Source organism: Arthrobacter sp. zg-Y844 (assembly GCF_024385465.1).
Classification (GTDB): domain Bacteria; phylum Actinomycetota; class Actinomycetes; order Actinomycetales; family Micrococcaceae; genus Arthrobacter_B.
Genome location: NZ_JANFLS010000001.1, coordinates 895,549 through 918,438 on the forward strand (window position 1 = coordinate 895,549; position 22,890 = coordinate 918,438).

The window sequence follows — 22,890 nt, forward strand, 5'->3', positions numbered from 1 at the left end:
AGGCGAGCGGCTACTTGGCTCGTCTTCTTCCCATCGGGGCGGTTGGGCCGTCCTTCCACTACGTCCCTTGGCCCGAACGGCGCCGGCCGAGATAACTGGACAGCCCGACGGCGACAAGAAGCGCCACGCCGTTAAAGACCTGGTCCACCCAGTTGGCAGCGCCGCTCAGTGTCAGGCCGCTGACGCTGACCGCCACGAACAGCACTCCGAACACGGTTCCAACCACGTTGAAGCGGCCGGGCAGTATGGCGGTTGCTCCCAGGAAGACAGCTGCCAGGGCAGGGAAAAGCAGGTAGGTTCCATTGTCCGCATTGGCCCCGCCCGTTCGTGCCGCAAGGATGACTCCTGCCAGCCCGGCCAGAGTGCCGGAGAGGCAAAAGGCGGTCTGGGTGTACCGGCGCAGCGGCAGGCCCACCAGGACGGCGGCCCGGTTGTTGGACCCAATGGCGTAGAGGGCGCGGCCGAAGGGAGTATGTGTCAGGAGATACCAGGCCAGGAAAGCCAGCACTGCCACCACGAACACCACCCGCGGCAGGCCCAGCCAGCTGCTGCTGCCGAACGTCGTGAACGCCGGATCCACGCCGATGATGGCCAGCCCGCCGGTGTACCACTGGATGAGTCCGCCCAGGAGTGTGGCCATGCCAAGGGTGGAGACGAAGGCGTTCATCCCAAACCGTGCCACAAGCAGCCCGTTTACCGCTCCCACCACCGCAGCGACTGCCACTCCGAGCAGGCAGGACAGCCACAGCGGCAGCGAAAAATGCGCCATGGAGGCCGCGGTAACTACGCTGCTCAGGACCGCGATACCGCCAACCGAGAAATCAAAGTGTCCTGCGACAAGGGGAAATATCAGGGCGAGGGCGACGAGGGTAACGACGGACTGGTTGGCCAGCACCACGGAGACGTTGGCTCCGCTGAGAAAGATGGAGGAGCTGGCCGGGAAAACGCCGAAGAAGGCGATGATCAGGACCAGCAGCAGCGGCAGGGCGAAACGTTCCAGGTGCGCGCCCAGAAGCCGGCTTCCCTCCCTGCGTTGTGGCCGGGACCGGGAGCTTTCCGCCCCGGCCTGGCCGGAAACTTTGGCCTTCCGGGCCTCGAGGGATCCTGCCGGTGCGTGGCTGCTGTCCATTAGTCTTCTGATCCTTCTTGAGGGGCACGGACGGGGTGATTTGCGGCCATCACGGCAGCGGCAAGCGCGCTGCGTCCGGTGTCCGCGGGGTCAAGATCGGCGACGATACGGCCTTCCACCAGGACCAGGATCCGGTCGCACAGCTCGGCGAGTTCGTCGAGGTCGCTGGAGGCCACCAGCACTCCGCACCCTTGTGCCGCGATGTCCCGCAGGGACCGGTAGATATCCCGACGGGAGGTCACATCGACTCCCTGTGTTGGTTCGTCGAGCAGGAGCAGCCGGGGTTTTCGCCGCAACCAGCGTGCCAGGACCACCTTCTGCTGGTTGCCGCCGGAGAGCCTGCTGATCGGGATCTCTATTCCGTCAGCGCGAACCGAATGGTCGGCCAGCAGCCGGTGGGTCTCATCGCGTTCCATCCGCAGGTTCATCACGAGCCTGCGCCAGTAGCGCCCGATGACGGTGGCGGAGGCATTTTCCCGTACTCCGAGGTCCAGGAAGGCTGCGTCCCGGTGGCGGTTTTCCGGTACGAAGACGACGCCGGAACGGACTGCGTCCGCGGGAGAGGACGGTTCATGGGGTGCACCGGCCAGGCTCATGCTTCCTCCGGTCAGGGAGGTGTCTCCGAAAATCGCGCGCAGGACGGTGGAGCGGCCTGACCCGGCCAGGCCGGCCAGGCCCACGATTTCACCGAATGCCACGGAAAGGTTTACGTCTGTCAACGGGTAGCGGGAAAGGTCCCTGCCTTCGAAGAGGGGGCTCCGCGCGCCGGCACCCGGGGCCGGCGGCGCGGGAGTTCGAAGCACCGCCTCATCGCTGGCGGCGCTGGCCGGTCCGGCGGGTCCGGCGGGTCCGGCGGGTCCGGCGCCCGACATCATCTCCACGATGGCAGCGATGGACGTATCGGCCACGGGTCCGCCGCCGGCAACGATGCCGTCGCGGAGCACTGTTACGTGGTCTGCAACTTCCTCGATTTCACGGAAACGGTGCGTCACCAGCACGATTGTCTGCCCGTGGTTGGCACGGGAGCGCAGTGCCGCCATCAGTTCCCTGGACTCGTCCTCAGCGAGAGACGCCGTCGGCTCGTCCAGCAGCAGCGTGTATTCGCTGTCCTGCTGGTCGGCGAGGGCTCGTGCCACGGCCACCATGGTTTTTTGGCTGGGCCGCAGCGAACCCAATCTGTCGGTTGCCCGGGCCGCTATGGCGTAGTGCGCCAGCAACCCGTCCACCCGGTTCTGCAATTCGCGCCAACGGATTCCGTGCAGCGGATTGGTGGGGAAACCCGCGTCCAGCGCGAAATTCTCCGCCACGCTCAGGGAGTCGAACAGGCCAAGATCCTGATGAACAAATCTCAGTCCGGCGGCACGGGCGCGGCGCGGGGTCACCTGCCTGGCCGGAAGGTTTTCTCCGTGGATGCTGATCGTGCCTGCATCGGCCTGGTAGACGCCGGCGAGGCACTTGATCAGTGTCGATTTGCCCGACCCGTTGCCCCCGAGCAGCGCATGGATGGTTCCGCCGTTGACCGTCAGGTCCACACCCGAGAGCGCTTTGGCGCCGGCGAATGACTTCACCAGCCCGTGTGCGGCCAAGGCAACGGTCCCTGCTTGGTCATCCGCACGTTCCGTGCCCGCGGCTGCCGCGGGCACGGAACGGCGGTTTTCGTTATGAGCAGCCACTACTTGCCCCAAGCCTCCAGATAGGCCTGCTTGAAATCGATTTCCGGGTTGTACGTGAAGGAGGTGCCGTCGGCGGGCATATTGGTTTCCGCGTCCACCACCTGGAGCCCGACGCCGGAGGCGGCAATCTCCTGATCAGCCAGCAGTCTCAGAGCGGTGTCCACACCGGACCAGCCGTCCCACTCCAGACTGAAGGTAACTGATGCATCCTGGCCTTCGCCTGCCGCAATCAGGTCCAGGTTGCTGCGTTGGCCGAAGGTCCCGATGACGGCCAGCTTGTCAGAACGCTGGGAAGACACAATGGCCTGCGAGAGACCTGCCAGGAACCAGCCGTCCAGCGGAACGGAGATGGCGTTGGCGTCCGGCGCCTGGAGCAGGGCGGTGGAGAGCTTCTGCGCCATGGTGCCGGTCGCTGCGTCCTGGTTGCTCAGCTGCAGTGTTCCCACGACTTCGCAGGTGTCACAGTCCGCAAGTTCGGCGTTCAGGCCGTCGCTGATCCAGGGCCCGAACCTGGCGTCGGCGAACGTCACTTCCAGCAGCTTCAGATCGCCGTCGGTCTGGCCGATCAGCCAGTCTGCCTGCAGTTGGCCGACCATGTTCCACCACTGCTCGTTGTCCAGTCCGTCCAGCTTCTGGGTTATGCCGGAGTACAGCGGCTCACCGCCGTCGATGTCACAGTCGTTTGCACCGACCCCGACCGTAGTGATTCCTGCCGCGCGGGCTTCCTCGAGTGGTCCCTGGAAACTGGAGCAGTCCTGGCCCATCACAAGGATGACGTCCGCGTTGGCACCCACACCCTGACGGATGCAGCTGGCCCAGCCGTTGGGATTGAGTTGGCCGTCACAGATGTTGCTTTGCCAGCCGATGGCTTCCGCTGCATCCGCTGCTGCCTGGGCAGGTGTCGAGCAGGTCACCTGTGACTGCCCGCAGGAGACAATCCAGGCCGTGAGGCCTTCAGGGACTGGAACCGATTCGGTGGGCGGGGTGCCAACCGTACCTTCATAAGCGGCGGCCAAAGCGTCGGTGTTCCCGGAGGTGGCTGCCGAAGCGGATTGTGTGTCAGCGGGTTCATTCTCTGCAGTTGCCGTACTGCAGGATGCCAGAGCGAGGCTGGCAATCAGCAAGGCGCTGAGTGCGCCCGGGACCTTCGTTCTCGGCTTCGTGCTTCTCATCGGGTCTCCATTGACAGTCAAAGTTGAACGTGACGTACATCACGTTGCAACCACTGTGAAGGAGCCGGACTATGTGAGGAAGAGACTAATTGGGATACCTCGTATTTGCGAAACGGATAACCACGTGTGCGGGCCCAACAAAGGAACGCCTGGCCCGGCTGTTAACCAGAAACTCTGCGGGTATCCAGAAACGCTGCGGGAATGGAAACCAGGAACCGAGGCAGGACCGGCCGCAGTCTTCCCAACCGCTAGGACGGGTCTCCGCCGGAGATCCCAGGCCAGCCCAGGGCCAGGTACATCTCCGGCACCCCGGCATACTCCCGGTCCAACCCGGGAAGGTGCCCCAGCCCGGCGGCGAGGGCGGTTCGCTGGGAGCCGGTGTTCGTCGTCGTCGTGCGGGCCAGGATCGGCAGCTCCGGCATCAGCTTCCGGCCGAGGCGCACCCCTTCGACCGCTCCCTCTTTCGCGTAGCCCCTGCCCCAGACCGCCGGGTCGTAGCGGTAGTACAGATTCAGGATGGTCCGGCTGTCCACCACGGCGCGCTGCAGTCCGGTGAAACCGACGACGGTCTCCGGCGCCTCGTGTTCGGCCACCGCCCAGTAGCCGAAGCCCTCCCGGTCCCAGTGGTCCAGGAAATCCTGCAGGCTCCTTGTCACGGATTCCACGGTGGGGGTATGCGGATTGTGCCGGTTGGTCCGGGGGTCCGTGTGGATCCGGACGGCGGCATCGTAGTCCGCCCGTTCAAGCCTGCGCAGCAGCAGGCGCTCGGTGCTCACGGGAGTCCAGTCGCTCGGGTCTTGGCGCATGCGCCCATCCTAAGCGGGGCCTCCCCCGGTTCCGTTCAACAGGCTTAGGGGAATCGACCCCCTGACCTGTCACCCGATCATGGGCAGCAAGGTATTCTTCCGAGCATGACAATTCCCGGGGGTACCGAATCCGACAACCGCTCAAGTGACGCCGTCACGTATTTCTGTGGTGCGGTCGCCATGCTGATGTTCTCAATACTCGCTTTCGGAAACGCGTCCGAATGGTTCGACTACGTTTCCGGTGCCATTTGGCTCGGTTTCGCCGCGGCACTTGGCTACCGGGGTTTCCGCCCGGGAGCGGTCTGAGCCCGATCGGCCCGAGCCTTCAATGACCCCAATTACCCCCAGAACGTTCCCTTTCTCGCCGCATTCCGCCACCTCGCTCATGGTCGGCGACCTGGTCCCCGTACAGGGCCTGTCCGGCAATTGGGCGTGCCTGCAGGTCGTGGAAGTCCGGCCTCTGAAGCGCAAGAATTTCATCGTGGCCCTGCTGCCTTGGCGCGGCGGATCGGCGCCCGGCACCGCCGAGGTGGCGGGACTCGTCCCGCTGGAACGGGCGTTGACCCGGATCGAGATCTTCACCGAAGGTCACCTGCAGGTGATCGGGAATGCAGAGCCGAACGATGCAGGGCAGGAGCGGTGGTACGGCCCGCTCTATGTGGGCAGGACAACCTCCGTGTGGGGGTGGAAGGCGACGATCCGGCTTGCCCAGGACGTTGCAGACAGCGGGCTGTCACTCGCGGACCCGGCCTAGTCCAGCACCCGGCCCACATGCTGCAGCCAGCGCGCGACGACGGCCAGCTCCTCGGCGCTGAACCCGTCGGTAATCTTCCCGTTCAACTCGCTTAGGGCCGCTTGCACGACGCCGAGCGCGGCCTTCCCGTCGGCGGTCAGGTTCACCCGGATGGTCCGGCGGTCGGCCGGATCCGGTGCACGGGTGATGAGTCCGGCCTTTTCCAGCCGGGACAGTAGCCCGCTCAGCCCGGCCGGCGAGGCGTCCACTGCTTCGGCCACCTCGCCGGTGCTCGCGCCGGGACGGGTGGCCAGATACAGCAGCACCCCGGCGGCCGGTGCGCTCAGTCCGCGGTCCTCGCCCCGGCGTCCGATCCACCGCCGCAGCCTTCGCTCGGCGGTCAGCGTCAGGAAGATCAGCCGCGGCGGACGCCGGCCAGCGCCACCCGTTCCGCCGTTGCCGCCCGCGGTCATGTCCGGTTCGCGATCCGCCCGTCCAGCCAGGCGAGGACTTCGGGCCACAGCTTGTCCTTGACGCCGCGTCGGAAGAAGCCCATGTGCCCAATGGTGGGTACCCCGGCGTCGTCGGGCGAGTAGGTACGCCGCTCCAGCGGGGCGTTGGTGAGCCGGCTGTAGATGGCGTTGATCTGTCCCGGGGTGGCCCAGAGGTCGTCGGTGAAGCCGATGGACAGCACCTCGGTCTTGACCCGGGCTGCGCGTTCGGCGGCGTCCACGCTGGGATCGTCGAAGAAGTAGTTGGGCCGGCGGGACCAGGAGCTCCACTCGAGCATGGCGCCGCCGGGCATGTCCTCGCCCAGGCCCATTTTCCGGCCGGGCACGGCGCCGAGCAGCCGACCGGTGACCGGACCGAGGACCCGGAGGACCAGTCCCACGCGCAGCCGTTCCTTCGGATCCTGGATGGCTCGGGTGACACCGGCGTGCGAAGCCACGGCCACGAACCCCAGCAGTCCGTCGGTGCCGTTGTTCAGGGCCATCGCATGTCCGCCGATGCTGTGTCCTACGGCCAGGCGCGGCAGGTCCGGGAACCGCGCGGCCATCCAGTCCGCGGCGGCGGGCACGTCCTGGCCCATCCAGTCGCGCATCCGCAGCTTCCGGTTGGCCTTTGGGCTGCCGGAGGCACCGGTTCCGCGGTAGTCGTAGGTCAGGACGGCGTAGCCGTTTTCGGCCAGGTACTCGCTGAAGCCGGTGTACAGCCGCTCGGCCACCGCCGTGGCGGGGTGGATGACGACGGCGGCGCGGGGCGCGTCGTCGTCCGGCAGGCGCAGGGTGCCGGCGAGCGCGCCGCCCGCAGGGACGGGGATGCTGATCCGTTCGGACGTGACGGCTGACACACTATTATTTCGCATGCGAAGTAATCTACACGGGACAGCGGGTTTCGGGTACCCCTCGAAGCCCTACACCACCACAAGCTCCGTTCCGTCGGCCGCATGGTCGGCCAGCGCGACGCTCTGGATCGCCGGATCCTCATAGGTATTCCAGTAGTAGGTCATTGTCCGGGACGAGAAGAGCCCGGTGTAGGTGGTCTTCTCAAACTCGCCCGAGCCCATGGCCGCACTGCCGTCCACCATCGCAACCCCCTGCAGGGTGTGGAACGCGCGGCTGACATTGTCCTCTTCGGTCGTCTTGGGCGGGTAGTGCGCGTGGACGTAGGCCGCGCGCACAAACCGCGACGGCGAGTAGTAGTCGCCGGGGATCCCCCGCATCAGCGACCCTGAGCCGAACGGGGCCAAGTGTGCCTGGTTGAGCACAACCTCCTCGGGGAAATCGGGCGAGGCATTGAGGTAGTTGCGCAGGTTCTCGTGGTGCCAGCCGAAGCCGGGCTGGTTGGCCAGGACGTCAACGTCGTCGTGGAAGACGTGCATGCCGTCGTGTGTGTACTCCACCACGATGGATCGCGTCGAGTCGCCGATCAGCCAGTGCAGCAGCGAGCTCGGGTACTTCTCGTTGATCGGTTTGTCTACGATCACGACGTCGTCCAGTGCGGCCTCGACCTCGTCCACGGTGGAGAACTGGGAGGCCACCCAGAGCGGAAACTCGAAGGCGGCAACGTTCACCGCGCCGAAGGCCGGTTCGGAGGCGTACTCCGCGTACCCCGGAAAGTTGAGGCCGCCGACGGCCAGACCTGCGTCGTTGCCGCAGTCGAAGTACAGGGGCGTGTCTTCCTGAACGATGCCCATGCCGATGACCGCATGCTGGATCTTCGGCACCGCCCCGAAGGGCGACTTCGTGGCGTACCCGGTGGGCGTCACCACCACCCGCTCCCCGAAGTCAGACGTCCAGTCGAGGTTACGCGCGAAATAGAGGTTGCCGCTGCCGTCCGAGAACCTGATTCCTGTGCACATATGGATGCTCCCTGTTGCGGCGAAGCCCTGACGGTGCTTCGCCTGTTCGGTGGACCTATGCCGGAGAAGTTGCCCAGGAGTTACGGTGCCAACCAGCCCGCACCCTCCGTGCGCTTTCAGGTTAGGTCCGAACCCCGTGTCCGCGGCAGTCTCCCCGCCCTTCTCGAACCCGAAACCGCGCAGGTCATCGTGCGCGAAGGGCGGCGTGCCTATAAAGGGAACCATGATGAACACCCCCGAGGCCCCGCTGGAGGTCTCCCTCCCCTTCACCGGGAAATGGAAGGTGCAGAACAGTCCCCTGCGGCGGGTGCCCAGCCACGGCACGCATCTGCTCGCCACCACCTACGCCATCGACTTCGTGGATGTGGACGACGCCGGCCGGTCGGCTCCCGCGGTCAGCTGGCGTACCGCGTTCGGCACCGAGCCTCCGGAGCTGTTCTTCGCCTTCGGTCGCCCGATCCTGGCTCCGGTCAGCGGACGGGTGGTTACCGTGCACGACGGCGAAGCGGACCACGAGGCCCGCCGGTCGCAGCTGGCCCTCATCCCGTATGTGCTCGGCCAGCAGGCCCGGCTGCGACAGGGCGCCGGGGCGATTGCCGGGAACTACGTCCTTGTCGAGACGTCCGAGGGCGGCCCGGTGGTCGGGGTGATGCACCTGCGGTCCGGCTCGATCCGGGTTGGCACCGGTGAGCAGGTCCGCGAAGGCCAGCAGCTCGGGGACTGCGGAAACTCGGGCAACTCCACGCAGCCGCACGTGCATGTGCAGGCCATGGACGGGGCGAATCCGTGGACCGCCCGCGGACTGCCGCTGGTTTTCCGGTCCTTCGGTGAGAAACCCGCCCGCGGCCGCACGTTCATCCCCCGCGAGAACATGCTGCCGCAGGAGGCTTCGACGGTGGAAGCGCCCTAGGGGGCAGGGGCGTGCGAGATCAGCCGCCGAGGCCGGCGCCGCCGGACTTGTCGGGCCGGACTTCTGTCAGTAACTCGCCCGGGCGCCGTCGTCCGCAGCTGAAATGAACTTCGCGGCCAGGGCCTCGCTGCCGCGGGCCAGAAGTGCGACGTCGGCGCCCACCAGAATGAAATCCACGCCGGCGTCGATATACCGGCGGGCAGTGGCCTCGGCGAACGCATTCACGCCCACCGGTTTCCCGGCAGCCTTCACCATCCGGATGCAGTGCTCGACGGCGGCAATAACGTCGGGATGCTCCTGCTGGCCGAGGTGGCCCATGGACGCAGCGAGGTCCGCCGGCCCGATGAACAGCCCGTCCACCCCGTCGACGGCGGCAATCGCCTCCACGTTTTCGACAGCGGTGGCGGTCTCGATCTGCACCAGCAGCGTCACGGACTCGGCGGCGTTCTCCAGGTACCCCTCGATCCGGTTCCAGCGCGAGGCCCGGGCCAGGGCGCTGCCCACCCCGCGGATACCCAGCGGCGGATACCGGACGGCACGGACCAGCTCGGAGGCCTGTTCCGGGGTGTCCACCATGGGAATCAGCAGGTTCTGCGCGCCCAGGTCCAGGTACTGCTTGAGCAGCACCGCGTCCCCAATCGGCGGGCGGACCACCGCGGTGACCGGATAGCCATGCACGGCCTGCAGCTGGGCCAACAGGGACTCGATCCCGTTGGGGCTGTGCTCGGCGTCGATCAGCAGCCAGTCCAGCCCGGAGCCGGCGCAGATTTCGGCGACCAGCGGGCTGCCGGAGCAGACCCACATGCCGGTCTGCCGGCCCCCAGCGGCCAGCCGGGCGGCGAAGGTTTCTTCTACTCGAAGCGGCATGTGATGGTTCCCAACGGTCCGTAGTCGGCAAAGACGGTATCGCCCTTGTATACCCACATCGGGCGGGTGAAGGAGCCGGCGAGGATGATTTCCCCGGCCTCCAGCGAGGTGCCGTGCACGGCGAGCTTGTTCGCCAGCCAGTACACGCCGGCGGCGGGGTGGTTGAGCACCCCGGCGGCGACGCCGGTTTCCTCGATGCCCTGGTTCCGGTAGAGCAGCGCCGACACCCAGCGGAGGTCGACGTCGGCCGGTCGGACCGGGTTCCCGCCGACCACCATGGCGCCCATCGCCGCGTTGTCCGCGATGGTATCCACGATGGTGCGGCCCTCCATCTCGATCCGGGAGTCCAGGATTTCCAGTGCGGGCACCACGTAGTCCGTGGCGTCCAGGACGTCGAACAGGGTGCAGTTCGGCCCGGAGAGCGGCTTGCCCAGCACGAACGCCAGCTCCACCTCGATCCGCGGGTGCGTGTACCGGTCCCACTCCAGGGTGCAGCCGTTCTCCAGCACCATGTCGTCGAGGATGACGCCGTAGTCCGGTTCGGTGATGCCGGTGGCGGCCTGCATGGCCTTGGAGGTGAGGCCGATCTTGTGGCCGGCCAGGGACCGCCCGGAGGCGATCATCCGTTCCCGCCACAGGTTCTGCACGGCATAGGAGTCATCGATGGTCATGTCCGGGTAGCGCGTGGTCAGGCGCGGCACCGGGGTGCGGGTGCGTTGGGCTTCAAGCAGCTCATCGGCCACCGCCCGGAGAGTCTGGTTATCTAGCACGGCGATTCCTTTGGGTTCGGAGGGTGGGACGACGACGGCGCCGGCTTCAGCGCCGTCGTCGGGCGCGGTCTAGAGCTGGGTGCCGATCTTGAAGCCCTTCGCGGGCTCGCCGGAGGAGTTGCCGGCGTCGTCGTCGGGGCGGGTGTAGGAGAACCCATCGGCGCCGATGGTGACCGCCATTTCGGAGGTTTCGGTGCGGGCGGTGAGCGGCTGCGGGTTGCCGTCCAGGTCCAGGACCAGGGAGGCCTCGGTGTACCAGGACGGGACCACGGGGTTGCCCCACCAGTCGCGGCGCTGGTTGTCGTGGACGTCCCAGGTGATGGTGGGGTTGTCCGGGTCGCCGGTGTAGTAGTCCTGCGTGTAGATCTCGATGCGGTGGTCGTCCGGATCCAGGATGTAGAGGTAGAAGGCGTTGGAGACGCCGTGCCGGCCGGGGCCGCGTTCAATCCGGTCGGAGATGCGCAGGGCGCCCATCTTGTCGCAGATCTGGATGATGTTGTGCTTTTCGTGCGTGGCGAAGGCCATGTGGTGCATGCGCGGGCCGTCGCCGCCGGTCAGGGCGGTGTCGTGCACGGTGTGCTTGCGGTGCATCCAGGCGGCGTAGGTGACGCCGTCGGAATCCTTGATGTCCTCGGAGACGCGGAAGCCCAGGTCCTCCAGGTAGGCGCGGCCGCGGGGCACGTCCGGGGTGACCTGGTTGAAGTGGTCCAGGCGGACCAGCTCGCCGGCGGAGTAGAGGTCGTAGCGCTGGGTGAGACGCTCCACGTGGTCCACTTCGTAGAAGAACTCGTAGGGGAAGCCCAACGGGTCCTCCACGCGTACGGAGTCGCCGATGCCCTTCACGAAGCCGTCCTTGCGGCGCTCGGTGCGGCAGCCCAGTTCCTTGTAATACGCCTCGGCCACGTCCACGTCTTCGGGGGTGCGGACGCGGTAGGCCAGGGCGGCGACGGCGGCCACCGGGCCCTTGCGCAGCACCAGGTTGTGGTGGATGAACTCCTCCAGGGAGCGCAGGTAAATGGCGTCCCCGTCTTCTTCGGTGACGTGCAGGCCCAGGACATCCACGTAGAACTTCCGGGACCGTTCCAGGTCGGTGACCACCAGGTCCGTGTAGGCGCAGCGGACGATGTCCGGCGGGGCGATGCTGGGGGTGGGAATGCGGTTTTGGATCTCCATGGTTTTGCTCCTTTGCAAAAGGCGGGGAAGTGTCGGGGAAGGGTTAGCCGTCGACCTTGGCGGCGTCGTCGGTCCCGAACTTGGGGGTGTGGACCTTGCCCAGGGTGATGTGCACAGCCTGCTGGTCGGTGTAGAAGTCGATGGAGCGGTAGCCGCCCTCGTGGCCCAGGCCGGAGGCCTTCACACCGCCGAACGGGGTGCGCAGGTCGCGGACGTTGTGGCTGTTGAGCCAGACCATGCCGGCCTCGGTGTTCTGCGCGAAGTTGTGCGCGCGGGTGAGGTCCTGCGTCCAGATGTAGGCGGCGAGGCCGTATTTGGTGTTGTTGGCCAGGTCCAGGGCTTCGGCTTCGGTGTCGAAGGGGGTGATGGCGACGACGGGGCCGAAGATTTCCTCCTGGAAGATCCGCGCGTCGGGGGCGACGTCGGCAAAGACGGTGGGAGCGATGTAGTTGCCTTCTTCGAGGCCTTCGGGGCGTCCGCCGCCGGCCAGCAGGCGGCCTTCGGTCTTGCCGATTTCCACGTAGGAAGCGACCTTTTCGAAGTGTTCGGGGTGAACCAGGGCGCCCACCTGGGTCTTCGGATCGTGCGGGTCGCCGACGACGATGGTCTTGGCGCGCGCGGCGAAGCGTTCGCAGAACTCGTCGTAGACCGGGCGTTCGACCAGGATGCGGGAGCCGGCGGTGCAGCGTTCACCGTTGAGGGAGAAGACGCCGAACAGGGCGGAGTCGATGGCGGCGTCCAGGTCCGCGTCGGCGAAGATGACGCAGGGGCTCTTGCCGCCGAGCTCCATGGACAGGCCCTTCAGGTTTTCCGCGGCGTTGCGGAAGATGGTCTGCCCGGTGGTGGTTTCGCCGGTGAAGGAGATCAGCGGGACCTGCGGGTGCTTCACCAGCGCGTCGCCGGCTTCCTCGCCCAGGCCGTTGACCAGGTTGAACACACCGGCCGGAACGCCGGCGTCGGTGAAGATGTCCGCCCAGAGCGAGGCGGAGAGCGGGGTGAATTCGGCCGGCTTGAGCACCACGGTGTTGCCGGTGGCCAGGGCCGGGGCGAGCTTCCAGGATTCGAGCATAAACGGGGTGTTCCACGGGGTGATGAGCCCGGCGACGCCGATGGGTTTGCGGTTCACGTAGTTGATCTGGGCGCCGGGGACCTTCATGGCGTCGTCGAACTGGGCGACGATCAGGTCCGCGAAGAAGCGGAAGTTCTCCGCGGCGCGCAGGGCCTGGCCCTTGGCCTGGGTGATGGGCAGGCCGGTGTCGAAGGTTTCCATTTCGGCCAGGCGGTCTTCCTGAGCCTCGACCGCGTCGGCGATCCGATTGAGGATGCGGGCACGTTCGCGCGGCTTCATCTTGGGCCACGGGCCGTTGACGAAGGCTTCCCGGGCGGCGGCGACGGCGGCATCGATGTCTTCCTTCTGCCCGGCGGCGGCGGTGGCGTAGGTCTTGTTGGTGACCGGGTCCAGGACATCGAAGGTGGCGCCGTTGGCGGAGTCCACGAACTTGCCGTTGATGAAGTGCTGGATGTGGGTGGGGAGGTTCTCGGGGACGAAGTGCGTCGTCATGGGTGTTCCTCTTTCTGCGTTTTAGATCGGGGAGGGCGGCTGGTGGCTCTGGCCCAGGAAGGCGTTGAGCGTGTTGGTCCGGTGCGCGCGGGCGGCGTGCTCGACGTCGGCCGGTGCTGCTTGTGTCTCGATCAGGTCCAGCAGCGCGTCGTGTTCCTGCACAGAGGCGTGCGCCCGGTCCGGGACGTACCGGAAGACGGAGGAGCGCATGCGGCCCAGCCGGTTCCAGCCGCGGTGGACCAACTCCAGGATGTGCGGATTGGGGCAGCGGGCGTAGAGCAGGGCGTGGAACTCGGTGTTCAGCTGCGTGAAGCGGACCGGGTCGAAGTTGGCCAGGACCTCGCGCATTTGGTTGTTGAGTTCCCGGGCTTTCGCCAGTTCTTCGGCGCTGATGTCCGGGGCCGCCAGGGCGGTGGCGGCGCCTTCGATGATGCTGAGGGTCTGCATGGTGTGCAGGTACAGATCCGGGTCAATGCCGGCCACCGTGGCGCCGACGTTGCGGACAAAGTGCACCAGCCCTTCGGCTTCGAGCCGCCGGATGGCCTCCCGGACGGGGACCACGCTGCAGCCCATCTCCGTGGCGATGCTGCTGAGCACCAGGCGGTAGCCCGGGCTCATTTCGCCGCCGAGGATGCGCTCCTTGAGCTGGGTGTAGGCCTGCTCCGATTTGGAACCGGTGCCCGGAGCGGTGCTGGAGGCTTGCCCGGTGCTGCTGGCGGTCCCGCTCACGCTGCTCATGCCTGTTCCGCTGCCCAGGCCTCGTACTTTTCCTTCCAGGCGGCGTTCATCGGGTACAGCCCGTCCACACCGTGGCCGGCCTTCACCATTTCGGCGATGAACTCTTCCTGGTGTTCCTGCCGAATGCACGCCTCCACCAGCTCCTCGGCGAGGGCCGGCGGGATGACCAGGATGCCGTCGTCGTCGGCCACAATGATGTCGCCGGGCTGCACGGTGGCACCGCCGCAGGCGATGGTGATGTCGGTGTCCCAGGGGACGTGCTTGCGGCCGAGGACGGCGGGGTGCGGGTTGGCGCAGTAGACGGGCAGGTCGATGCCGGCGACGGTGGAGTAGTCGCGGACGCCGCCGTCGGTGATGATGGCGGCGGCGCCGTTGTGCTTGGCGCGCAGGGCGAGGATGTCGCCCAGGGTGCCGGTGCTCTTTTCGCCGCGGGCTTCCATCACGAGGATTTCGCCCTCGCCCACGGAGTCGATGGCGCGTTTCTGCGCGTTGTAGCCGCCGCCGTGGGACTTGAAGAGGTCCTCACGGTTGGGGACAAAGCGCAGGGTGCGGGCGGTGCCGACCACCTTGCGGCCGGTTTTGGTGCCGGTGAGGCCGTCGATGGAGACATTGTTCAGGCCGCGGGCGCGCATCTGGGAGGACAGGGTGGCGGTGGCGACGGATTCGAGCTTGGCCTTGAGTTCCGGGGGAAGGGTTTTAGCCTTTTCCGGCTGCGGGGCGAGGCCGGCCTTTTCGGCGGAACCCCAGGCTTCTTCGCGCTGCTTGTCGTCGATCTTGGGCTGCGCGCCGAAGGCTGCCAGCGGCGTGATGCCGTCGGTGACGGTGGTGGCCAGCCGGCCGGTGGTCTGATCGGTGCCGGGGACGTCCACTTCGACTTCCAGGCGGTCTCCGGGGACGGCCACGGAGGCGCCGGCGGGGGTGCCGGTGAGGATCAGATCGCCCGGTTCCAGGGTGAGCAGCTGGGAAAGGTCGGCGACCAGCTGGCCGAAGGGGAAGAGCAGGTCTGCGGTGGTGTCATCCTGTGCGAGTTCGCCGTTGACCCAGGTGCGGACGCGCAGGGCTGCGGGGTCGACGTCGGCCGCGTTAAGAATGGCGGGGCCGACGGGGGTGAAGCCGTCGCCGCCCTTGGAGCGGAGGTTGGAACCTTTGTCTGCCCAGCGCAGGTCGTACACGCCCAGGTCATTGCTGGCGGTCACTCCCCCGACGTAGCTCCAGGCGTCCTCGATGCTCACGCGGCGGGCGGTTTTACCGATGATGAGGGCGATTTCGCCTTCGAAGCCGAGCAGCTCGCAGCCGGCCGGGCGTTCCACGCTGCCGCCGGTCAGGGCCAGGGAGGAGCTGGGCTTGAGGAAGTAGGAGGGCTGTTCCGGGGTGCGTCCGCGTTCCGCTGCCCGCGAGGGGTAGTTGATGTGGACGGCGATGACCTTGCCGGCCTGCTTGAGCGTGTCCGTGGTGGCGCCGTTGCCCATGTCTCTCCTGGATCAAGTACGAAATCGTATATGATCAGAGTTACATGTGGTGGGGGTCACGTCAAGGGGCGAATTTACTGCTCGGCCAACTGGCTCATCTCAAGGAGCGGCTAGACACAATCCAACGCCTGTCACCGGGATGACCCAAAGGTGTATCGCATCCAAGAATGGCGTCAAAGGCTCGATGAGAATTTCCGATACATAATTGCAGGACGCTCAGTGCCTGAAAGGCTGCGTCATTGCAGTTGTCTCGTTCGCTGCGTCTTCACAACCCAGGGGATACGAGAGACTAAGTCCGCGAGCCGGGCCAGTCAGAGTCACCTTCATTGAATAGCGCTGTGGGGTGTTCCTGACCGGTCGGAGGGTGCACGTCTGCCCAAATCCTCAAAACGTCAGACACCGCTGATTCCTTAGGCGCTTCGACGGTCCTGATATTTGTCTATCTGGATCACGTCAGCGACGGCGGTGTCTTCAACTGCCTCTTGGACCCGGGATGTTTCAACTGCGTCGTCCGTACTGTGCTGGGCCGCGAGCGGCTTGGTGGTCTCGGCCGCCGACCCAGGAGTACCTACGTTCGCGGTTGTGCCCTCTGGCTCGCTCAAATTTGGGCGGAACAATTGCTGCGCGAGCCGTTTACCTCCTGGCAGTACCTTGGTGTCCCACAAAGGCCTGCCCTTGGTCTCCCACAACTTCGCCGCCGCCGGAAGGAGATAATTTTTCGTGAACGGAATCAGGTACTTGTCCATGAGAACTAGGAAGTGTTCGAAGTCCTCCTCGCGGCGACGCTCTTCGGCCACTTCTGCGCGCCTGCGCCGCACGTCGTCCTCGCAGCTCGTCCGCTCGTCGGATGCAGGCTCGTTGGCCAGCTTCGGAACCCTCGGATTGCTGTATTGAGCGATGAGCGTGCCGTCAGCATTCCTGGCGCCCCCCGAGCTAAACGACTCAGGTCGGATGGGCTTTCTGTTCTTGTCGTACTTCGGAACGTCGACCAGCACTTCCTGGAACTCCGACTTGTCGCTATTCATTGCCCCTCCAATAAGCTCGCGCACGAGCCTACACCCTGCGCCGACGCCGCAGGGGATCTATTTGAGCTCGCTTCATCCAGTGGAGACTGCCGGACAAGGCTTATGGCCGCAGGTCGGAAGCGATTAAGACGACACCGTCCTGGTCTTTATATGTAGAGGGTCCGGTGGTGCTCGGCATCATCGCAGTCCGTCCAGGTCAGAGCAATCGCGGTGACACTCGGACTAACCAAAGACTTGTCTATGGTGAAAGGAACTGATTCTCCTGCCGCGAGTTCCACGGGCAGGGGACCACTGTACGTCGCTGCGCCGTCACCACCGGGCGTCACATCCTGGAAGCCAGTCAACGTTGCGGCGGCGCCATTTTGCGTCGAGTCGTTCCGGAGGCGGTATCTGTTTTTTGCCTCGTGCCAACTCGTCCAACTCACAGGGCTTTGTCCGGGCGGCGCGGCTAGCGGCACATCCGGTAAGACCCCTGCGTTCGACACATTGGACGAGACTGCGACAGACTGCATCATGGATCCTTCAGCCACCCCGTTAGCCGCACCTTTCAGAGTCTCTACACCACCCTGCGTCTTTAGGGACTTGATGAGGGCTATGGTGCTGACCACCGCCGCAGCGATACCGCCTATACCCCCGAGCCAAGCCGGAACAACGGCTCCCCATATATCGAGTTCACTCATGAAGTGACTGTAATGCCCGAAACAGCACAGACAGAATGTTGGCCGGGGGCAGATCGCGCCCAGCCGGGGCCGCTCTCCTGCACTGACTAGATGCGCCGATAGCAGCGCAAACGACGAACGGCCGCACCACCTGGCACCACTGCGGGTAGTTCGCAGAGGACGAGCCTGCGATCTCGTTGAAGCGTGCCTCGTCAGGAGTCCCAGATAGGGTCATAACCGTTCTGCGCGAGCAGCTGGTGTCATAAGGTTTAGAACCTGCTTCGCGACCAGTGTGCCGTACGTCCCCGCTTCGCTTCGGGGAGTGGTGTCGCAATGGGTCGTTTACCGACGTCTGCATTGCCGCCGCAGATAAATCCCGCACGCGTACTTCGCGGCCAGGGAACGCTGAACTACGCCTGAAGCAAGAATGCCGCCAAACCCCTAGGCTGTGCTGTTCCCTCGAAGCGCGGGGAACAGCACAGCCTGCATCAGTAGTCCTTATGGCTGGAACCCTTCGGGTAAACCGAGTGCCAGTATCACCCACCAGACAAGCCAGCAAAGTGTGGCTTTAAGGATCCATTTGAAGGCTCTGGAAAGTTGCCTATAAAGATATCGGCAGAGCATCGTTCCAGCCTTCGGGGCGATCGTGTTGACTTCATGCATGAAGGCCTCCTTAAAGCGCCGCCCTGCCCTTCGCCAGCCCCTTCTGGAGCTGGGACGCTTCTTGGGCTTGCGTTTAAGGTTTTTCTTCTTGATGCCTATGCCTAGGTGGAAGCCACCTGAGATCGTGATTTCTTCGGCCATTTCGGTCCTATCTCGCCTGGATGACAACAGGACAGGCGAGCGGGCTGATGCGTCGAAGTGACGAACCGGCACCTAGGACCATGAGATGGGTCACAAAATAGTGGCCAAAAACCTCGGCGGCGTGTAGTGTTAGAACTTGTTACAGTTTCCATCTGCGCGTCGGGTCCTCCTATCAGGGTGTCGACGTTGTAGTTGTTATATGGATATGCGACTACTCCGGGGGGCAACCCAGAGACAAAAAATGCCGCATGTCCTATTATACACCACCGCGAATCATTACTGCGCGGTGGTGTTTTTTTGTGAGCAATTACGGCTCAATGTGCGCGGAATGTAGGGGATGTTGAGGACTTTCCAGCGTCTCGCCGCCCTTCATACGTCCTAATGCCTTCGATCGAGTCGGCGCCTTGGGCGTCTGGGACGGGTTCTCGTGCGAGTCAGTACGGCAAGGACAAGCCCATAGGGTTATGGGATGACTGAAGAGGGAATCTGGATCCAGCGTCTCGAGAAATGCGTTGAGGCAGCCCGCCGTTGGGAGACACTTACGCCGGGCATAGATGAGGTGGAAGACGGAAGTCTTCTCCATCAGGATGATGATGGCCTGCCCGGCACTCCTGTCCGTTCAGCCGCATCTTACGGACTGGTTGCTTCCATAGACCATTTGGCCCTCATTGCCGATCTTTCCCGCGATCTCACCTTGCGCCCGTCCTCACTGTTCACCGTGACACGGGCAGCTCTGCTGGCTGCATCGCAGACCGTGTGGGTCCTCAGCGGGACCCAGAACGAACGACGCTTTCGCGCCCTTAGCGTGGCAGCGGATGAACACAAGAACCATCGGTCCTACATCAACGACTACGCAAACGATGCCTTCATCGAAACCAGCGCTCCACACATGGTGCCGCAGCTCAAAGAACTGGCTGAGAGACTAACGACGGCACTGGACTCGCTCTCCGAAATCCGCCGCGGCAACCCCTATGCCGGCACGTTACAGGCAACAACCATGATGAAAGAGGCCGCCGAGCACCTAGCCGGTGAGATCGAGATGGACCATTGGCTGCGCTTAGGCTTCACCCACGAGTGGAGACTGGCAAGTGCGGCTGCTCATGCCAGGGCGTGGCCTATGCACGTCCGCTCTACGGATCGCGAACCGCTTCCAGGGGGAGGAGAGGTCCGGCGCATGAGCGCCAGCCTTCCTGAATTTGTCACATCGGTCAGCGCCGCCACACTGATGACAAGTGAGGCGCTGCGGATGTGGGACTCCCACAGGAGCCTGCCGGCCTAGCGCTGCAAGATGGGTCCGTCAGAGCCAAACTTTACAAGGAGGTAAGGGTCCTTCGCGTGGATGGACCAAGGTGCCTTGTTAGCATCCTGTACTCCACAGCGAGGGTCCGTCGGTCGCCGTAGAGCGCGTGCAAAGGTGCCGTCTTCGTGAGGTGGGCGGTGGCGGACCGGATAGCCCCGTATTCCTTGGTGAAGGACAGAACACTTTATCGAGTTGAGCCTCGTTGCGGACGGCTCCACTGCACGGTCCCGGTGTGACTTGGTCCGCCTGCGGAATATTGGAAGCCTATCGTTCAGTTGTCGCTCAGTAGACATACTTCCGCCCAGGACACCTCCGCCCTCAGCCAAGCAACAAAAGGAACCCCCACTTGAAACTCTTTACCCCCCTCACTGTCGGCATGATGGAACTGCCCAACCGCCTCGTCATGGCACCGATGTCCCGCGTGCGCGCCGACCGCAACGGCGTCCCCACCGACATCATGGTCGAGCACTACCGCCAGCGCGCCTCCATGGGCCTGATCATCACTGACGGCATCTACCCCTCCTTCACCGGCCAGGGCAACGCCCTGATGCCCGGCCTGGTCACCGAGGAGCACGTCGCCGGCTGGAAGCGCGTCACCGACGCCGTGCACGAGGCCGGCGGCCGGATCGTCGCCCAGCTGATGCACTCCGGACGCGTCGCGCACGAGAACATCAACGGCGGCCGCCCCGTCGTCGCCCCCAGTGCCATCGCGGTTGAAGGCATGGCGCACACCTACGACGGCAAGCAGCCCTTCCCGGTGCCGCACGCCCTCACCGAAGCCGAACTTCCCGGCATCGTGCAGGACTTCGTCTCCGCCGCGCAGAACGCAATGAAGGCAGGGTTCGACGGCGTCGAGCTGCACGGTGCCAACGGGTACCTACTGCAGGAATTCCTCTCCCCCGTCTCCAACACCCGCACCGATTCCTACGGCGGATCGCCGGAGAACCGGGCCCGTCTGGTCATCGAGGCCTTCCGTGCCGTGGCCGAGGCCGTCGGCGCCGAGTACACCGGCATCCGCATCTCCCCGGAGCACAACATCCAGGGCGTGCTGGAAACCGACCGTGCCGATGTCACCGCCACCTACACCGCCCTAGTGGACGGCATCGCCGATCTGAAGCCGGCCTACCTGAGCATCCTGCACGCGGATCCGGCGGACAGCATGGTCCAGGGCCTGCGCCACCGCTTCGGCGGCCCGGTGCTGATGAACACCGGCTTCGGCACGGTCACCAGCCGCGAGGACGCCATCATGCTGCTCGAGGAGAACCTGGCCGACGCCGCCGTCGTCGGCCGTCCCGTGATCGCCAACCCGGACCTGGCCCGCCGCTGGCAGGAAGACCACCCGCTGAACGAGATCGATCAGGCCACCGTCTACACCGACGGTGCCGCCGGCTACACGGACTACCCGGAGCTGGCTCCGGTTTCCTAACCTGAACGACGACGGCAGGCCTTACGCAAGAGATGCGGGAGGCCTGCCGTCGCATTGTCAGCCGATGATCGGGATCCAGTTTCGCGTCGGTCATGGGCGGCGCCCATGGGACAGGGTGCTCGTTCATGCACGGCTGCCAACGGCCTGTCCGCGCTTCGGTGTATTGCGGCTTGTGGTTAGGTGGGTCAATGGACGATTACGTAACTACCGGCACATTTTGGTTCATGGTGGCGCTGATAAATGCCGGCCTTGCCGAGCAGAAGAATCGCTCCCGCTGGATCTGGTTCCTGTTATCGCTCCTGTTAGGGCCCATTGCCACGATCCTTATTGTCGTGCGGCGGGCACCGGAACCAGTCGAACCGTCCATGACGCACCGGGGCGGGTGGAAAAACCCGGACCCGCACCCCAGATCCTTGGGAGAACCGATGTAGAACGAAGTGTTCCGTGGCCATTGACCGGTACCGCCTGCGCAGTTGTTTCTTACCGTTTTGACGGCTGCGACGCGCGCTCCTCACCGGAATACTGCGCTTCAATTTCCTTACTCCACGCACGCGCGTATAGGCCAAGGGCCGCCTGCTCCCTGAGCGGGAAGCCCAGCCCGTTGAGTGCGTGCTGGCTAGCCCCCGTTGCCAGTTGCTGGGCACTGCGGCTGACGCGTTGTTTGTCTGCCCGGTACAAATACTCATCCATGGCCCTTGCCCACCGCTTCCGCCAGATATCCACTGCCGGCTCTGAGGCAAGAGCTGCCATCACCCGATGCGCGGGCATAACCCGGGGTGCAATCCGGGTCCTCATTGCCCTGCGCGCTTGCGCAGCGTGCGGGCCAAAAGAACCTGTACAGGCGTGCAGATGAGCGTTCCAGTAGAAGTCCCAGCTAGTGGTTCTGCGGTCGGGCCAAACAGCGGACCGGGGGCCCCGCATCATGGCGTGGCCGGCGTCGAAGAGAAGCAGGGCAGCCAGCATCGAGCGCGTGTTGAGGCTGGGAAAGCGGTTGACCGCCCACAAAGTCAGATCCAGGGAGACCTCGCCAATCTCAGTTGCCAGGTCCAAGCCCTTTGGCCCCCCGAACCGTGCAAATGCCGCTTCCACCACCTCAGGTACCGGTTCGCCCGGCAGCGGCGGATAAACGAGCCCCGGCGAGTGGGAGATCCTCACGGGGCCCAGTGTGGCAGCGTTTTCGTCCGCCAGCGCGTGCGTAAACTTCCATAGGCGCTTAGCGACGTCGTCGGTGGCAAGCAAATGCAGGAGCACGGCGTGACGGTCGGATTCCGGGCTGCGTGACAACCGAAACCGGCTCCCCTCCCCGGCCCGCAGTTGGGAAGGCAAAGGGGCAACAACATGGCGGATAATGTCGTCGCCGACATTCTTACGCTCAGGCTCAATAGTCAGGATGGACCACAGGGTTGTGCTGGGGTGCTGCTTCACAGGGCGGGTAGCAGCACCTCGCTGAACAGTATTCGACTGCATTACGCGGCTCATTTCATCCCCAAGAATGATTTCTGACGTGGGTGTTTGTACTGTCTTCATCCTGTGTTCCCAAAACGTGTAAGTCCATACCGGCCCCCCAAATCATTACCTGTTCGTGTCCTCTTGGGCCGGTGCGCACCCAATTCCGGGAGGTACACGGTCTAGCTCGAGTTGGGAAAACCGACTTCCCGTCACGGTTGGCGTGCCCCGGGACCCTTCCCGTGGGCCGTGGCGGGATATGAAATGATCCGTCAATGACTGTCAGATGGAATCCCCAAGGATCGACAGTGGTCTCGGTCAGTCAAAGCAGCAGGCACAACTTCAGCAAGGACCAGGTGGACTCGGTTCTGCTGGTGGAAGGGCTGGGCGTTGACGGAGATGCGCATTCCGGCACCACCGTGCAGCATCTGTACAAAATGCGGTCCAATCCGACACAGCCCAACCTCCGGCAGGTGCATCTGATCCATGCGGAGCTGTTCGACGAACTGGCGCAGGACGGCTTCGAGGTACGTCCCGGCGACCTCGGGGAAAACATCACCACCCGCGGCATCGACCTCCTGCACCTGCCCGAGGGAACCCTCCTACGCATAGGACCCGCCGCCGTCGTTCAGGTAACCGGCCTGCGGAATCCCTGCCGGCAGATTGACCGCTTCCAAACCGGACTGCTCAAAGCAGTGCTGCCCCGCGACAGCGCGGGGAAAGTCGTGCGGAAGACGGGAATCATGGGCATCGTGCTGGCAGGCGGGCTGGTGAGCGTCCACGACGAAATCCGCGTGAAGGTTCCGGCCGGGCCGCATCGCCGGCTCAAGTGCGTCTGAAACTCCTGCGTTGAAGGTGGGCACGGCG

The 22,890-nt window shown here is 64.8% G+C and carries 24 protein-coding genes; 7 read left to right on the forward strand and 17 right to left on the reverse strand.

Features of this window, described 5'->3' with window-relative positions; translation table 11 throughout:
* Positions 1-58: 58 nt before the first annotated feature.
* The 4 genes from NNX35_RS04225 to NNX35_RS04240 form a co-directional block, all read right to left on the reverse strand.
* Entirely contained in the window at positions 59-1,129 is a 1,071-nt protein-coding gene (locus NNX35_RS04225) for an ABC transporter permease (RefSeq protein ID WP_255765266.1), read from the reverse strand.
* Positions 1,129-2,802: a sugar ABC transporter ATP-binding protein gene (locus NNX35_RS04230; protein ID WP_255867059.1), complete on the reverse strand. Its 1,674-nt coding sequence runs from the start codon at positions 2,800-2,802 to the stop codon at positions 1,129-1,131. The genes NNX35_RS04225 and NNX35_RS04230 overlap by 1 nt, the downstream gene beginning before the upstream one ends.
* Entirely contained in the window at positions 2,802-3,974 is a 1,173-nt protein-coding gene (locus tag NNX35_RS04235; protein WP_255867060.1) for a substrate-binding domain-containing protein, read from the reverse strand. The genes NNX35_RS04230 and NNX35_RS04235 overlap by 1 nt, the downstream gene beginning before the upstream one ends.
* A 248-nt stretch (positions 3,975-4,222) precedes the next feature.
* A complete protein-coding gene (locus NNX35_RS04240) occupies positions 4,223-4,780 on the reverse strand; it encodes a GNAT family N-acetyltransferase (protein WP_255867061.1) in 558 nt (185 codons plus the stop codon).
* Positions 4,781-4,885: 105 nt separating this feature from the next.
* On the opposite strand from NNX35_RS04240, the gene NNX35_RS04245 reads away from it, so the two are divergent.
* On the forward strand, positions 4,886-5,086 hold the full coding sequence (locus tag NNX35_RS04245; protein ID WP_255765270.1) for a hypothetical protein: 201 nt from the start codon (positions 4,886-4,888) through the stop codon (positions 5,084-5,086).
* Positions 5,087-5,108: 22 nt separating this feature from the next.
* Complete coding sequence (locus NNX35_RS04250) at positions 5,109-5,534, forward strand: hypothetical protein (RefSeq protein ID WP_255867062.1); 426 nt, start codon at positions 5,109-5,111, stop codon at positions 5,532-5,534.
* Here the strand turns inward: NNX35_RS04250 and NNX35_RS04255 are convergent.
* From NNX35_RS04255 to bsh, 3 genes are read right to left on the reverse strand one after another with little or no spacing between them, the layout of a single operon-like run.
* Positions 5,531-6,034 carry a MarR family transcriptional regulator gene (locus NNX35_RS04255; protein ID WP_255867063.1) on the reverse strand — a complete coding sequence of 168 codons (504 nt, stop codon included), beginning with the start codon at positions 6,032-6,034 and terminating at the stop codon, positions 5,531-5,533. The two genes, NNX35_RS04250 and NNX35_RS04255, sit on opposite strands and share 4 nt — an antisense overlap.
* Positions 5,983-6,879 carry an alpha/beta fold hydrolase gene (locus tag NNX35_RS04260; RefSeq protein WP_255867064.1) on the reverse strand — a complete coding sequence of 299 codons (897 nt, stop codon included), beginning with the start codon at positions 6,877-6,879 and terminating at the stop codon, positions 5,983-5,985. Before NNX35_RS04260 ends, NNX35_RS04255 begins: the two co-directional genes overlap by 52 nt.
* A 48-nt stretch (positions 6,880-6,927) precedes the next feature.
* Positions 6,928-7,875, reverse strand: coding sequence for a choloylglycine hydrolase (bsh, locus tag NNX35_RS04265; RefSeq protein ID WP_255765274.1), 948 nt, complete (start codon positions 7,873-7,875; stop codon positions 6,928-6,930).
* Between the two features lie 223 nt (positions 7,876-8,098).
* Here bsh and NNX35_RS04270 point away from each other — a divergent pair, with 223 nt between their 5' ends.
* Positions 8,099-8,785 (forward strand): M23 family metallopeptidase, encoded by a 687-nt coding sequence (locus NNX35_RS04270; RefSeq protein ID WP_255867065.1) that lies wholly within the window; start codon positions 8,099-8,101, stop codon positions 8,783-8,785.
* 66 nt (positions 8,786-8,851) lie between these two features.
* Here NNX35_RS04270 and NNX35_RS04275 read toward each other — a convergent pair whose 3' ends face one another.
* From NNX35_RS04275 to NNX35_RS04315, 9 genes are all read right to left on the reverse strand, one after another.
* The gene (locus NNX35_RS04275) at positions 8,852-9,652 is read right to left on the reverse strand and encodes an HpcH/HpaI aldolase/citrate lyase family protein (RefSeq protein WP_255867066.1); all 801 of its coding nucleotides are present in this window, start codon (positions 9,650-9,652) and stop codon (positions 8,852-8,854) included.
* Positions 9,637-10,422: a 2-oxo-hept-4-ene-1,7-dioate hydratase gene (gene hpaH / locus NNX35_RS04280; protein WP_255867068.1), complete on the reverse strand. Its 786-nt coding sequence runs from the start codon at positions 10,420-10,422 to the stop codon at positions 9,637-9,639. The genes NNX35_RS04275 and hpaH overlap by 16 nt, the downstream gene beginning before the upstream one ends.
* A 69-nt stretch (positions 10,423-10,491) precedes the next feature.
* On the reverse strand, positions 10,492-11,589 hold the full coding sequence (hpaD, locus tag NNX35_RS04285; protein WP_255867312.1) for a 3,4-dihydroxyphenylacetate 2,3-dioxygenase: 1,098 nt from the start codon (positions 11,587-11,589) through the stop codon (positions 10,492-10,494).
* 49 nt (positions 11,590-11,638) lie between these two features.
* A complete protein-coding gene (hpaE, locus tag NNX35_RS04290) occupies positions 11,639-13,156 on the reverse strand; it encodes a 5-carboxymethyl-2-hydroxymuconate semialdehyde dehydrogenase (protein WP_255867069.1) in 1,518 nt (505 codons plus the stop codon).
* Between the two features lie 21 nt (positions 13,157-13,177).
* Positions 13,178-13,894: a GntR family transcriptional regulator gene (locus tag NNX35_RS04295; RefSeq protein ID WP_255867070.1), complete on the reverse strand. Its 717-nt coding sequence runs from the start codon at positions 13,892-13,894 to the stop codon at positions 13,178-13,180.
* Complete coding sequence (locus tag NNX35_RS04300; RefSeq protein WP_255867071.1) at positions 13,891-15,363, reverse strand: fumarylacetoacetate hydrolase family protein; 1,473 nt, start codon at positions 15,361-15,363, stop codon at positions 13,891-13,893. The genes NNX35_RS04295 and NNX35_RS04300 overlap by 4 nt, the downstream gene beginning before the upstream one ends.
* Positions 15,364-15,773: 410 nt before the next feature.
* Positions 15,774-16,388, reverse strand: coding sequence for a hypothetical protein (locus NNX35_RS04305; RefSeq protein ID WP_255867072.1), 615 nt, complete (start codon positions 16,386-16,388; stop codon positions 15,774-15,776).
* Positions 16,389-16,534: 146 nt separating this feature from the next.
* Entirely contained in the window at positions 16,535-17,068 is a 534-nt protein-coding gene (locus NNX35_RS04310) for a hypothetical protein (RefSeq protein WP_255867073.1), read from the reverse strand.
* Between the two features lie 477 nt (positions 17,069-17,545).
* The gene (locus NNX35_RS04315; RefSeq protein WP_255867074.1) at positions 17,546-17,851 is read right to left on the reverse strand and encodes a hypothetical protein; all 306 of its coding nucleotides are present in this window, start codon (positions 17,849-17,851) and stop codon (positions 17,546-17,548) included.
* A gap of 469 nt (positions 17,852-18,320) precedes the next feature.
* On the opposite strand from NNX35_RS04315, the gene NNX35_RS04320 reads away from it, so the two are divergent.
* The 3 genes from NNX35_RS04320 to NNX35_RS04330 all read left to right on the forward strand — a co-directional run bounded on the left by NNX35_RS04320 (position 18,321) and on the right by NNX35_RS04330 (position 21,008).
* Positions 18,321-19,130 carry a hypothetical protein gene (locus NNX35_RS04320; RefSeq protein WP_255867075.1) on the forward strand — a complete coding sequence of 270 codons (810 nt, stop codon included), beginning with the start codon at positions 18,321-18,323 and terminating at the stop codon, positions 19,128-19,130.
* Between the two features lie 367 nt (positions 19,131-19,497).
* Positions 19,498-20,577 (forward strand): alkene reductase, encoded by a 1,080-nt coding sequence (locus NNX35_RS04325; RefSeq protein ID WP_255867076.1) that lies wholly within the window; start codon positions 19,498-19,500, stop codon positions 20,575-20,577.
* Between the two features lie 188 nt (positions 20,578-20,765).
* Positions 20,766-21,008: a hypothetical protein gene (locus tag NNX35_RS04330; RefSeq protein WP_255765286.1), complete on the forward strand. Its 243-nt coding sequence runs from the start codon at positions 20,766-20,768 to the stop codon at positions 21,006-21,008.
* 49 nt (positions 21,009-21,057) lie between these two features.
* Here NNX35_RS04330 and NNX35_RS04335 read toward each other — a convergent pair whose 3' ends face one another.
* Positions 21,058-22,104 (reverse strand): hypothetical protein, encoded by a 1,047-nt coding sequence (locus NNX35_RS04335; protein ID WP_255867077.1) that lies wholly within the window; start codon positions 22,102-22,104, stop codon positions 21,058-21,060.
* Positions 22,105-22,298: 194 nt separating this feature from the next.
* Between NNX35_RS04335 and NNX35_RS04340 the strand changes: the two genes are divergently transcribed.
* The gene (locus NNX35_RS04340; RefSeq protein WP_255867078.1) at positions 22,299-22,862 is read left to right on the forward strand and encodes an MOSC domain-containing protein; all 564 of its coding nucleotides are present in this window, start codon (positions 22,299-22,301) and stop codon (positions 22,860-22,862) included.
* Positions 22,863-22,890: the final 28 nt, after the last annotated feature.